Source organism: Paenibacillus sp. Mc5Re-14, assembly GCF_001049835.1.
GTDB lineage: Bacteria > Bacillota > Bacilli > Paenibacillales > Paenibacillaceae > Paenibacillus > Paenibacillus polymyxa_C.
In genome coordinates this window covers 3,733,027-3,745,804 of the sequence record NZ_CVPD01000001.1, presented here as the reverse complement: position 1 = coordinate 3,745,804, position 12,778 = coordinate 3,733,027, and the positions used below count along the sequence as shown (strand labels likewise).

The 12,778-nt window shown below is 45.8% G+C and carries 13 protein-coding genes; 8 read left to right on the top strand and 5 right to left on the bottom strand.

Going from position 1 to position 12,778, the window contains the following annotated elements; genetic code table 11:
- Positions 1 to 68: 68 nt before the first annotated feature.
- The gene (locus BN1546_RS17035; RefSeq protein WP_090738400.1) at positions 69 to 782 is read left to right on the top strand and encodes a GT-D fold domain-containing glycosyltransferase; all 714 of its coding nucleotides are present in this window, start codon (positions 69 to 71) and stop codon (positions 780 to 782) included.
- A 253-nt stretch (positions 783 to 1,035) separates the two neighbouring features.
- A complete protein-coding gene (locus BN1546_RS17030) occupies positions 1,036 to 2,163 on the top strand; it encodes an SGNH/GDSL hydrolase family protein (RefSeq protein ID WP_040103002.1) in 1,128 nt (375 codons plus the stop codon).
- A gap of 222 nt (positions 2,164 to 2,385) precedes the next feature.
- Here the strand turns inward: BN1546_RS17030 and BN1546_RS17025 are convergent, their stop codons facing one another.
- The gene (locus BN1546_RS17025; RefSeq protein ID WP_090738399.1) at positions 2,386 to 2,802 is read right to left on the bottom strand and encodes a hypothetical protein; all 417 of its coding nucleotides are present in this window, start codon (positions 2,800 to 2,802) and stop codon (positions 2,386 to 2,388) included.
- A 164-nt stretch (positions 2,803 to 2,966) separates the two neighbouring features.
- Between BN1546_RS17025 and BN1546_RS17020 the strand changes: the two genes are divergently transcribed.
- The 4 genes from BN1546_RS17020 to BN1546_RS17005 all read left to right on the top strand — a co-directional run bounded on the left by BN1546_RS17020 (position 2,967) and on the right by BN1546_RS17005 (position 7,834).
- The gene (locus BN1546_RS17020; protein WP_013372766.1) at positions 2,967 to 4,946 is read left to right on the top strand and encodes a methyl-accepting chemotaxis protein; all 1,980 of its coding nucleotides are present in this window, start codon (positions 2,967 to 2,969) and stop codon (positions 4,944 to 4,946) included.
- A 57-nt stretch (positions 4,947 to 5,003) separates the two neighbouring features.
- Complete coding sequence (locus BN1546_RS17015) at positions 5,004 to 5,180, top strand: YjfB family protein (protein ID WP_090738398.1); 177 nt, start codon at positions 5,004 to 5,006, stop codon at positions 5,178 to 5,180.
- Between the two features lie 188 nt (positions 5,181 to 5,368).
- Positions 5,369 to 6,724, top strand: a complete 1,356-nt coding sequence (locus BN1546_RS17010) for a dipeptidase (protein WP_090738397.1) — start codon at positions 5,369 to 5,371, stop codon at positions 6,722 to 6,724.
- A 222-nt stretch (positions 6,725 to 6,946) separates the two neighbouring features.
- On the top strand, positions 6,947 to 7,834 hold the full coding sequence (locus BN1546_RS17005) for a putative RNA methyltransferase (RefSeq protein ID WP_040103000.1): 888 nt from the start codon (positions 6,947 to 6,949) through the stop codon (positions 7,832 to 7,834).
- Between the two features lie 71 nt (positions 7,835 to 7,905).
- On the opposite strand, the gene BN1546_RS17000 is transcribed toward BN1546_RS17005, so the two are convergent.
- The 4 genes from BN1546_RS17000 to BN1546_RS16985 form a co-directional block, all read right to left on the bottom strand.
- Complete coding sequence (locus tag BN1546_RS17000) at positions 7,906 to 8,340, bottom strand: hypothetical protein (RefSeq protein ID WP_176702338.1); 435 nt, start codon at positions 8,338 to 8,340, stop codon at positions 7,906 to 7,908.
- Positions 8,341 to 8,420: 80 nt separating this feature from the next.
- On the bottom strand, positions 8,421 to 8,912 hold the full coding sequence (locus BN1546_RS16995; protein ID WP_013372771.1) for a hypothetical protein: 492 nt from the start codon (positions 8,910 to 8,912) through the stop codon (positions 8,421 to 8,423).
- A 165-nt stretch (positions 8,913 to 9,077) separates the two neighbouring features.
- On the bottom strand, positions 9,078 to 9,560 hold the full coding sequence (locus BN1546_RS16990; RefSeq protein WP_090738396.1) for a hypothetical protein: 483 nt from the start codon (positions 9,558 to 9,560) through the stop codon (positions 9,078 to 9,080).
- A gap of 418 nt (positions 9,561 to 9,978) precedes the next feature.
- Positions 9,979 to 10,212, bottom strand: coding sequence for a helix-turn-helix domain-containing protein (locus BN1546_RS16985; RefSeq protein ID WP_026065448.1), 234 nt, complete (start codon positions 10,210 to 10,212; stop codon positions 9,979 to 9,981).
- Positions 10,213 to 10,513: 301 nt separating this feature from the next.
- Here BN1546_RS16985 and efeO point away from each other — a divergent pair, with 301 nt between their 5' ends.
- Positions 10,514 to 11,392 carry an iron uptake system protein EfeO gene (efeO, locus tag BN1546_RS16980; RefSeq protein ID WP_090738395.1) on the top strand — a complete coding sequence of 293 codons (879 nt, stop codon included), beginning with the start codon at positions 10,514 to 10,516 and terminating at the stop codon, positions 11,390 to 11,392.
- Between the two features lie 4 nt (positions 11,393 to 11,396).
- The gene (efeB, locus tag BN1546_RS16975; protein WP_090738394.1) at positions 11,397 to 12,761 is read left to right on the top strand and encodes an iron uptake transporter deferrochelatase/peroxidase subunit; all 1,365 of its coding nucleotides are present in this window, start codon (positions 11,397 to 11,399) and stop codon (positions 12,759 to 12,761) included.
- Positions 12,762 to 12,778 lie beyond the last annotated feature (17 nt).

Sequence of the window (12,778 nt, the reverse complement as noted above, 5' to 3'; positions counted from 1 at the left end):
TAGAATACGAAGTTTTTTGCTCTATTTGAAAAGTCGAACAAGCAGGACTGACAGGGAGGAAACAAGATATGACATATCCAAAATATCTGGAGATTGACGAGGTATTAAAACGTTTGAAGCTAGCACTCGATCAGCACCAGCCCTTCTCACTCATACGTATTGGAGATGGCGAAAATTTGGTATTGGCTCAAGATACCGTCTGGCCGATGGAAAAGGTGTTACAGGAACGCTGGGCAGTCAAAGCCAATCTCGGCCAAAAGGGACTATTTCTGCCCAATACGGAACTACGAGACGCAGTGGCAGAGGCAGTGAGCAAAGCCAGCATAGCTGGCATTTTGCCTTATGATGACGAATCTATTAAAGCACCATCCTATATGAAGCGGGAGCTGACCGATCAGGTCTTTGCTCACTATGATCTTTCTCCCGCGCTGACTTGCCATGCCTGCCTGAATCGATATTTGGCGGAGACACCCGCTTTCTGGAACATCCTGAAAAATCGACGCATTTTACTGGTAACCCGGACAGCCGCTGAAGTAAAGCCTGTTCTTGAAGCCGAGCCGTACGGGCTGCATATCGCGCACACGATCGCATTTCATCAATATGAACAGATGCCGGAAACACTCGGGTGGATCGCAGCACACAAAGATGACTTTGATATTGCGCTGTTCTCTTGTGGTGTCAATGCAGTGGTATTGGCGCAAAAAACAGCAGAATTAACTGGCAAAGTAGGTATAGACTTCGGCAAGGCGATTAATATCGTCATGTTCGGCAAAGCTAATTAAAGAATGAAAGTAATATCTGAAAAAAAATCAAATTCGGTAACTGTGCTCTGAATATCAAAAAAGCATCAGCAAAATGAAACCTGCTGGTGCTTTTTGCTATCCATTGCTGCCATAAAGTTCGTATTTGCTCAAAATCATTCATATAAAGCCTTAAACCCTGACTTCTTAAAATAGAATTTGAGATTCCCTGTCACTTCTTTTACAATATTACAGAAACTAGCATTCATTCGAGATCAGGAGGAGGATGTTGAGTATGTCGCATAACAAGAGATTGAAGACATATCCACTTGCAAAAGCAAAGCATGTAAAGGTTCATGGCCGAACTACGCCAACACTTACACCTCTCACTCTATTTTGGACAGGCAGCGGCATTGAATTGAATATGAAAGGCTCAGAGCTATGGATTGAAATAGAAGCCGATTATCAGATCTATGAGTCTTGGATCAGTATTGTCGTCAATGGTGTCCCGATGAGTCGCCTGATGGTGACCGCTGGTCGGCATTGGATCTGTCTTTTGAGAGGTTTGAACTCTGACACGGTCAAAAATGTTCGTATCGTCAAGGATGTCCAGCCTATGAGTTCGGACTCACGCTGCTTGTTGCAAATTCATGCCCTGAAGGTTGACGGAGAATTGCTGCCGGTCCCTGATAAACCTCTTAAGATAGAATTTATCGGTGACAGCATTACTTCAGGAGAAGGAACAATTGGAGCAAAGGAAGAGACAGACTGGGTTCCTATGCTGTTCACGGCCCTACGCAATTATACAGCCATAACAGCCGAGGCACTGAATGCGGATTACCGAGTGTTCTCACAAAGCGGATGGGGTGTGCTAACAAGCTGGGATAACAATCCACATGGGAATATACCGGCATATTATGAGCAGATATGTGGTGTACTCACCGGCGAGAGAAATGAAGCATTAGGGGCCTTTGCCGATCATGATTTTACCTCTTGGCAGCCGGACGTGGTCGTAGTAAATTTGGCGACTAATGACGGTGGGGCCTTTTATTCTCCAGCATGGACAGACCCGGTAAGTGGGAAAGTGTATAAGCAACGTTTGAATGAGGATGGCACGTTCAATGAAGAAGATTTACAAGCTTTTGAAAACGCTACCGAACGTTTCCTTGTCAAGCTTCGGAGCTGCAATCCTACTGCCCATATTGTGTGGGCTTATGGAATGCTTGGTACTCCAATGATGCCAGCGATCTACCGGGCGGTAGACGCGTACAAGAAAAGAACGAAGGATCGGAAGGTGTCGGTATTCCAACTGCCTAACACGACAGAAGAAACGATAGGGTCTCGCAGCCATCCCGGACTTTCCGCCCATACTAAAGCAGCAGAAGAGTTGGCTGGGTATTTGCAAGAAATTTTAAAGAATTAAAAGCCGGGAAACACAATCAAACTTTATAGAATACACTTCGAGAGAAATCACAACACTCAGATCATTTGTGTTCTGAGTGTTGTGGTTAAAGATCATAGCTACAGCCTGCGGCAAATATCTGCCCCAGGCTGTGGCTGGTAGGCTTGAAGCGCAGCCGCCTAATCCCAGGAAAACCATGAATAGGTAGCAAGCCTGAACCAGGGAATACTTGTCTGATATATTTTACAAAAACGGAGTTGAAGCGATGCCCGTTAATACCTCAGGACCATTACGAACAGTGGTCGATACACCCGAAATATAAGAAGAATATACCGTCTGTATTGCCCAAGGAGCGGACAAATCCTGTGCATTAAAAGCTTGCGTTTCATTTGATCCTGTCACGCCCAGCACCCCCTCGGCGCGGTAGACTACCTCGCTCGGATCATAGTCGGCTCCACGCACGATTTCAACCGCATACGTATCACCAAGCTCACCGATCAGACCAATCGAACCACTAAAAGACACAATCGGATTCGGCACAAGAAAGGTTCGCAGCGTAATCATACCGAATCGCTCTGGTACAGGACCCAATTGAATATCGGGACCCTCCCCTGTTTTTGATGAATTGGTGGAGCTTCTCATATCTAGAAAAAAACCCATATCTTATCCCTCCAATTGCAAGATACTCCATGCTATGCAAGCAATTTCTTAGACGTATTGGACAAATTAGCAATAAATCTATCAATTCAGCTCGAAAAAACCGATAGTAAATACATATGGTGTAAGCTTTTGAAATGAATATATAGATAGAAAGCAGGGGTTTGATGAAACAACTGAAACGACTGAAAACATTAACACTACGCAAGAAATTGACAGCAGCATTCCTGCTGGTCATGCTTGTTCCTAGTATTATTGTGGGCTCTTTCTCTTATCAGGCAGCATATAACCAGACTGATCGCCAATTACAGGACAGTGCGACATCTAGCGTTACCGCATCTGATCGTGCAGTTACTCAAACGATTCAAGCCAAACTCGCCGATCTGGAATATTACTCTACAACGTTGACGGCTAGTGATGACAGCGCTGAGGCAGATGATGCCATTCTAAAAAGATTACAAGTGTATTTGAAAATGCATACGGAAGTTGTTGATATGTTTGTAGGAACTCCCGAAGGTAAACTTATCATTGGCAAAGCCGTAGGCTCCACAAACGATCCTCGAGAGCGTCCGTGGTATAAACAGGCCATGGAGAAACCCGGTCAAACCGTAATCAGCCCTGTCGGGCTCAATACGGCCAAGGTCCCCGTTGTGTACATTTCACGTACACTTCCCGACAACAGCGGTGTTCTCGGTCTTTCTCTGAATTTGAATAATTTAAAAGAAATCACAAAGCTAAGAATCGGACAAAATGGATATATTGTGATATTTGATAGTACCAAACGTATCGTTACCCACCCGACAGAAGTCAGTGGGAGTACCGAAATGGGAGAAAAAACGCCTGAATTGTTTGCCTCCAAGGAAGGCAGCTTCGATCACAATGATGCTGGCGTAGCTAAACATCTGATCTTCAAGACCAATGAGCTGACAGGCTGGAAAATTGCCGGAACGATGGACAAATCAGAAACCCGCGCCTCCGCCCAACCGATTCTTCTCACGACAATCGTAGTGTTGGTCATTGCAGCCATCATCATTGGTGTGCTCGCAATGTGGCTAATCAGCAGCATCCTTAAACCTATCCATAGATTGCGTAACTCTATGGATGCCATCAGCCAAGGTAATCTATCGATTAACGTGGCTACGAACAGCACAGATGAAATTGGTGAACTATCGAGATACTTCCAGCAAATGGTGGATAATCTGCGTAACATGATTAGAGAAATTCAGGCAATGACAGGCAATTTGTCAGCATCCTCGCAAGAGCTTGCCGCAGGTGCAGAACAAACGACCCGTGCCATAGAGCATGTGACCATAGCCATTCAGGATGTCGCTGCCGGCAGCGAACGTCAGGTGGACAGTGCTAAAGATAATCAGGAACGAGTTAGCGGCATGTCTGCTGACATTACAGCTATGACCGACACCATGGCAGAAATGACCACTTATTCCGCACAAGCTATTCAGGCGTCGGATGCAGGCAGTGAGCATATCGGCAATAGTGTCATCTCCATCGATGGTATTCGCACTACCGTGGAAGAGCTCGATACGATTATCAGCGCTTTGAGTGACCGGTCCGGACGAATCGGAACGATTGTCACCGTCATTACGGAAATTGCTAGCCAGACTAATCTGCTCGCACTGAACGCTTCTATTGAAGCAGCACGCGCAGGAGAGCATGGCAAAGGTTTTGCTGTCGTAGCAACAGAGGTTCGCAAGCTGGCTGAAAACTCAGCTTATTCCGCACAGCAAATTCGCGAACAGATTCAAGGGATACAGAGCGGTGTATCTGAAGCTCTAATCGCTATGGAATCTGCCAAGGAACGTGTAACTGAAGGCATCAATTCCATTGATCTATCCGGTCGCTCCTTCTCGCGCATCCGTAGAGCGGTAGCCAAATCAGCGAAGCAGCTCGATAACGTGGCCGCTTCTACCGCCGGAGTTGCTAATGGAACGAATGCAGTCGTTAGCAGCATGGAGGAAATTACACGCATCGCTGAAGAAGCAGCCTCTCATACAGAGACTGTGTCCGCAGCCGCAGAGGAACAGCTCGCCTCCATGGAAGAGATCGGCTCGTCTGCCGCAGATTTGACCCGTCTGGCAGAGCAGCTTCAAGATTTGCTGACACAATTCCAATTGGATGAAACAAAATAACCATTCCTACCGATAAATACAGAGAAAGCGAATTATCAAAATGAAGGAGGATGGGACATGGATATCGCAGCATTATCCACAGGTATGAGTCAGGCCAGCTTGGCTCAAGCCGTAAGTGTGAAGGTATTGGGTATGGCTAAGGATCAGGGTAGTGAACAAGGACAAGCTTTGGTACAGATGATGGAAAAAAGCGTACAACCACATCTTGGGGGTCAACTGGACATCCGGGCATAAGTACATCCTATTCATGATGAAAGACGATTCTACTCAGGTCTGTACAGACCCGGGCAGAATCGTTTTTTTATCTCCCTATTTTTCGTTCAGCATAAAACGTAGTAAACTAGACATATCGTCCACGACCTCGGTTCGGAGGATAGCGCAATATAAACACAATTTACATTTAAAAGGAGGATACATAGTTTATGAGTTATACTGAATATTTTGAAAAAGCCAGAGAACAACAACTGGGCGAACTACAGGAATGGCTATCCATTCCCAGTATCTCCGCATTATCGGAGCACAAAAAAGACATTAACCAAGCAGCCGAATGGCTAGCAGCCAAACTGACTGCTGCAGGCTTGGAAAACGTTGAAATTATTCCGACCAAAGGCCACCCGCTGGTGTACGCCGACCATTTGCATGCACCTGGCAAGCCAACCATCCTCGTGTATGGACACTATGATGTACAACCTGTAGACCCGCTTCACCTGTGGGAAACGCCACCGTTTGAGCCATCTATTCGCGATGGAAAATTGTATGCGCGCGGAGCGACAGACGATAAGGGGCAAGTTTTCTTGCACATTAAGGCGGTTGAGGCCATTTTGAAGCAGGAAGGCAAATTGCCGCTGAACATCAAATTCTGCATTGAAGGCGAGGAGGAAGTGTCCAGTCCGAACCTGCTTGAGTTTTTGCACACTGGCGCTGAACGCCTGGCAGCCGATGCTGTACTGGTGTCTGACACCTCTCTGATCGAAAAAGGGAAGCCTGCGATTTGCACAGGTTTGCGTGGACTATGCTCACTGGAAGTCGCCATTCACACGGCGAACACGGATCTGCATTCCGGCTCCTTCGGTGGCGGTGTGCCGAATGCCCTGCATGCTCTGGTGTCCCTGCTGGCAACCCTGCATGACGATAAAGGCCGCGTTAGCGTCGAAGGATTCTACGACGATGTTGCTCCATTATCGGCAGACATGAAAGAAGAATTCGTGAAGCAAGGCTTCAATGAGAGCAAACTGCAACAAGATCTTGCACTTGATTCCCTCTATGGCGAAGAAGGATTCAGCTTCGTCGAGCGTGTTGGGGCTCGTCCTACACTGGAGCTGAACGGCGTATATGGCGGCTTCCAGGGTGAAGGTACAAAAACCGTCATTCCGAAGGAAGCTCATGCTAAGATCACCTGTCGCCTGGTAGCTAACCAGAATCCACAAGATATTCTGGACAAAATCGAGCGCCATTTACGCGCCCTCGTTCAGACAGGAGCTACCCTGGATATTCAACAAGGTGAGAAAGCGAACGCCTTTAACATCGACCCGTCACATGCGTTTTTACAAGCAGCAGCGGATGCCTTTGAGAAGGTATACGGTGTACGTGCCCTATTTACCAAGGATGGAGGCTCCATTCCGATCGTGGAAACCTTCTCCCGTGTACTGAGTGCTCCAGTTGTATTGATGGGCTTCGGCTTGCCCGATGAAAACCTGCATGCACCAAACGAGCATTTTAATTTGGAGAATTTCGATAAGGGTATGCTGACGATTGTGGAGTTTTTGAAATCTGTGTAAGCATATGACAACTTCTAATAGCTAAGTTACAATAGAGAGGGCGAAAGCCCTTTCTATTTTTTTTTAGAGGAGCGCTGCACAATATGATTATTCAGTTCATTCGTTTACGGTAATGTGAGGTACAGTTCATGAAAACTCAACCATTTTTTTCGAGGATGGGTTGGGTTTATTTGGCTGTGCCTTTTTTCATTCACCCAATACGAATGAACGAGGTGCTTTTCTATGTCCAAATGGAATAAACACGAGATGAAGGCCAGCCTGATCGGGAAGCATCAACATCTTTTTAGTTGTCCTGTATGCTCTCAACCCATGTGTATGGTGGAAGGCAAAAGCCTCCTATGTACGAATCAGCATTGCTATGATCTTTCAAAACACGGGTATTTACATTTATCCGCCCGATCCCATAAAACCAAGTATGATAAACAACTATTTAACTCCAGAAGAATGATGTGCAATAACGGATTTTTCGATCCTTTAAATGAAGCCATAAGCTGCACGATGATGAAGTTGATGAAGCCACTGTTCGATCAAAAATCACATCTGTACTTGCTGGATGCAGGTTGCGGGGAAGGCTCCCATTCAACCCACATTCAGGACAAGCTTATCGGGAAGGGAATCACCGAGCTTACAAGCGTAGGTATGGATTTGTCTAAAGAAGGTATTGTGGCCGCAGCCAAAGCATATCCTCATACTCTTTGGTGTGTTGCCGATCTGGCTCATTGCCCATTTGCAAATCAACAATTTGACAGTATACTCAATATTCTGTCCCCTTCTAATTATGCTGAATTTAAAAGGATTCTTTCGGAGGATGGCTGCATCCTAAAGGTCATTCCCGAACAATATTACCTTCAGGAATTGAGATGCTTGTATGAACAGAAAAAGCCAGCTTATTCAAATGACAATATAGTAAGCCGATTTAAAGATCAATTTAATCTTCTATCCGCCGAACGAGTAACCTATCGCTTTATGCTAAATGCCGACCTCGTGGAGCCTTTGCTCCATATGACTCCCTTATCGTGGAGAGCTACGGAAGCAGACTGGCAGCGAATGCAGGCAATAGATTTACCGTATGTCACAGCAGATTTGCTCATCTTATGCGGTAAAAAATAACATACTAAAAAGCATTCACGGCATGTGATTATACATGCTTCGTGAATGCTTTTTTTCGTTAATGCTGTCGCTTAAGAAAAACGAGTGTAGCGCAACAGGTGAACCAGCCGATTTAACCGTTCTATCTCCCGATCCAACTCATGCAGCGACTGTCCCGCCAAAGCAGCGTTCGCTCTCTGATCACGGAGCGGGTTTATTTTTCGACCCATGAGTTTCAGCACCGTGGCCTTTCCCATGTTATTGACTACCACATATTGCGTTAGCGGATCAAGCTCAAGCCACAATACATGATGCTCTTGAAAAAATGACAGTAATTGCCTTTTTAACTTCTCCAGCTCAAGAGGCTCACCTACAATATGTGGATGATGATGAAAAGCCACATAGCCCATCACACGCAGGTCACTTATGATTTGTTCCAAATGAAGCGTTTCGTTTATGTACACATGGTTCGTGCTCACGCGATTTCTTGCACCATTCGTATGATTTTCCCGGATGACGTTCACCACCTGACTATCATTTATTATAAGGTTTATCTTTCCCCTTGTTCACTATAGCGCAATCGGCTTTGAACAAAAAAACAACCGGCTTATACGCCAGTTGTTTCCCGTTCCACAAAATACTTATTGGTCATATAATGAGCCTTGCCTCTGGAAGTATCAACCATTCCCTTTTTGTTGTCGAGAAAAACAATCTCCCGGCATTTGGTACAGTACCACTTGGTCCGCTTAAAGGGGGATTCTGTTACATACGATGTACCACATTTGCAATCTACTTTAATTAAGGTTTCTGTTGATTTGTAAGCTTGAGACAGCTCTCTTAAGCCAGTATCCGGCTGTTGAATCGGGATAATGACCTCCTGATAGCTTGAATACTGATTGTGCACTTTAAAGTCAGCCACCAGTTCCGCATGCAGTCCAAAGTACTCTTTGCCAATCTCGGTTACAAATTTCTTGCCGATTCTGTAACACTCAAGCCATTCCTGTATCTGTTGATTAGACAAAGGCACCGTGCCCTTGATACCACTATTTAATGTGTAAGTCATGATGTATAAAGTATCATCTTGTCTATGTCCGTACATGAGAAGCCTCCTTATAATACACTTGATAATGTACTACAAAGCGTACAAAACATCAATTTTATTATTTGGCAAAAGATATAGTAGAATTTCCAGGTATGGATTTAATATATCGTGAAATGCACCAAAGACACGTGCGAGTCTGTTAGAAAAGCAACTGACAATCCGTCAGTTGCTTTGTCTTTCTACATAGTATTTGTTGGTCATGTACCAGGCCTTGCCTGTATTCGTATCCACCATGCCCTTTTTACGATCCAGGAACACAATATTGTTGCATTCCTTGCATGACCACTTGGTTCTCTTATGAGGTGATTCTTCTAAATAGGAAGCACCACATTTACATTCTACCTGAATTAATGTTTTATACTGACTATACGCTTCTACCAGTGGGTCCAGATCTACAGCTTTGTGTTCCATTACAGGCTGTATCATGGATATGTGCTCTCTCTGCTCCGAGTATTCATTATGTACCTTGAAATCTGCTACCAACTCAGGGTTTAAACCAAAATATTGTTTGCCCACAACCGTTACAAATTTGCTGCCAATTCGATATGCTTTAATCCATTCCTGCACCTGTTTACTGGTCAGGTCGACAGTCCCCTTTATACCGCTGTTCAGCGTATAAGTCATCAAGTGTTGGTTGGGTGTCATGTGTCTTATTGTTCACCTCCGATCAAGAATATACCACAGGTAGCTCTAGGCAAAAACCTGATTCATCTTCCATCCTGTCGCCATGCTGAGTACTGCTTTTGTAGGGATTTATATCCTTAGACTATCACTAGATGCATTTCTATCTAAATATAACTTTGTGGTACAGCTTTCCACCTCAATTATTCATATAATTTATTGGCAAACACATGGTATTTTCTTCCTTATCTATATAGTACACCACTTACACACAAATTCCCATATATTTCAGCGGTTTAATCGTTTTTTTCGTTATATATTCACCTTTGCTAGTTTAGATATATTGTGTCAGCTAACTTATCACAAAACAAAAGCCTTCCCGACCATCCTTCATTGTTGAAGGATCATTGAGAAGACTTTGTACCCCGCAAGGAACGAGAGGTCAGATTTTTAATTCGCCAAGCCTGATTAATTCTACGACCGCCTGTGAACGACCTTTTACGTTCAGTTTCTGCATTACGTTGGAAATATGGTTACGCACCGTCTTCTCACTAATAAATAGTTGTCCGGCGATGTCACGCGTCGTTTTGTCCTGCACGAGCAGTTCAAATACTTCACGTTCACGGTGAGTTAACAAAAACTTGTTTTTCTGGTCGTTACCCTTCGTCAATTTCACCCCTCCTTGCTCGGGTTTTGTGTGGTGTAACAAGGTTAAGGGATACAGTCAACACATTTTATGTCATGTGCTCAGGTATGGTTCAATGTGCGGATAAAAATGGGCATAGGCACCTTACTTGCAGCTTTAATGACGAGTTGGACTTTGTGTCTAAAATATGTATTGACAGGCATATAGGGCAGCCTTATGATAAGAAAAAATGCGACTGATAATCATTATCAAAAAATGATAATTCGATATAGAGATCGCGCTATAGACTATGGTTCAGGGCCAGTTTGGCCAGAAAGGGTGTTCATTGATTATGAAACTACGTTATGCCGTGCCGGCCGGAGTGCTGGTCTCTTCTATTCTGTTTGCAGGTTGCGGACAAGCCGGAACTGCGGATCAGCAGCCCGTCGCAACACCCAAAGATACAGGAGCAACAACACAGACCACGACTCCTGCGGCGACTGCTCCCAATTTTGATCAAGCGGTTGCGGCTTATCGTACCTATGCAACTGAGCAGTGCGATACGTTTGTGAAAAAGACAGAAGAATTCACGAACGCAGTCAAAGCTGGCGAGCTGGACAAAGCCAAGGCTTTGTATGCTCCAGCACGTATGTACTATGAACGAATTGAACCGATTGCGGAAGCACTAGGCGATCTGGATCCGAATATTGACGCTCGTGACGGTGATGTGGAGGCAGCGGATTGGCGCGGTTTTCACCGTATTGAGAAAACATTATGGGAAGAAAACACCACCAAAGGGTTGAACGAGTATTCCGACCGCCTGCTGAGTGATGCCAAGCTGCTGCGTGCCAAAGTAGAAACAGTTAACATTGATGCCAGCTTGATGGTAACAGGTGCAGTCGAGTTGCTGAATGAAGTATCTACCTCAAAGGTAACGGGTGAAGAGGAACGTTATTCTCATACAGACTTGTACGACTTTGCGGCCAATGTAGAAGGTGCTCAAAAGATTTATGACATTTTGAAAACAGATCTGAACCAAAAAGACGCGACGTTGGAAAAACAAATTGGTGAGCGCTTTACAGCCTTACAGCAGGAGCTGGCTCCTTTCAAAGACGGCGAAGGCTATGTATCGTATACCAAACTGAAACCGGAAGAAATTAAAAAACTGAGCCAGAACCTCGATGCTTTGGCAGAACCGTTGTCCCAAATGGGGAAATTGTTAGGAGTGTAATGATATGAAAGGCTTTAAGCGGCAAAAAGGACAAGAAAAGCCGCAGTATGCGGAATCCCGTAATGAAGTGTCTGATCTGACAGAAAAGGATACTCAGTCCGCGGATGATGAGCGATCAGGAAAAAGTAAATCCGTATCACGTCGTGATCTATTGAAGCTGGCTGGGGTAGGTGGATTAGGTCTACTGCTTGGTGGCGGTAGCGTGGGCGCTGTGCTGTCAGCCAGTCAACGCCTCGAAAGCATGATGACGGAGGCAGATACCAAGGATGTGGTTCCTTTTTACGGCAAACATCAGGCGGGTATTGTAACTCCAGCACAAGATTTTATCTGTTTCGCTGCTTTCGATCTAACGACTCGCGACAAGGAACAGGTGCGAAATCTCTTCAAGGCCTGGACGGAAGCAAGCGCTACAATGACTTCTGGTGTGCTGCTTGGCACTGATAATGAAAATCTCAACCTCCCTCCTTCCGATACGGGCGAAGCAGCAGGATTGTCTCCGTCCCGGACGACGATCACCTTTGGTGTGGGTCCATCCTTTTTTGATGGACGGTACGGCCTGGCAAGTCTCAAGCCTGCCGGGTTCCGTGAGCTGCCTCGTTTTCAAGGTGACGCCCTGGATGAGCAATGGTGCGGCGGTGATATCGGAGTACAGGTATGTGCCAATGACTTGCAGGTAGCTTTCCATGCCCTGCGTAATTTGGCGCGTATCGCCAGAGGAACAGCGGTACTTCGTTGGACGCAGGAAGGCTTCCAGCGGACGGCACAAGCTGATCCTGCGGGAAGCACCCCGCGCAATTTGCTTGGCTTCAAGGACGGCACGGGAAACCCGGACACGTCCAAGGCAGACGAAATGAACCGGTTGGTGTGGACACAGACCAATGACGGACCGGCATGGATGGGCAACGGTAGCTATATGGCTGTACGCCGTATTCGTATGCGGGTAGAGGTATGGGATCGTTCAACATTAGGTGACCAGGAGGATACCTTTGGACGCCATCGCAGCAGCGGTGCCCCACTGGGCAAAAGCAAAGAGTTTGACAAGCTGGATCTGGCGGCTACAAGTCCGGAAGGCAAGCCGCTTACGCCCCCTACCTCTCATGTGGCATTGGCTCATGGGAACGGGAGTATTAATATTTTGCGGAGGTCTTATTCCTATTCAAGCGGATTAGACAAGCAAACAGGACAGCTCGATGCCGGACTGCTGTTCATCAGCTACCAGCGTGATCTGTTCAAGCAGTTCGTCCACATTCAGGAGAAGCTTGCACGCAATGACAAGCTGAACGAATATATTGTTCACAAAGGCAGTGCGGTGTTCGCCTGCTTCCCAGGTGTATCGCAAGGCGGATATATCGGGGATACGTTATTTTAGCAGCAGGCAAGGAAGGG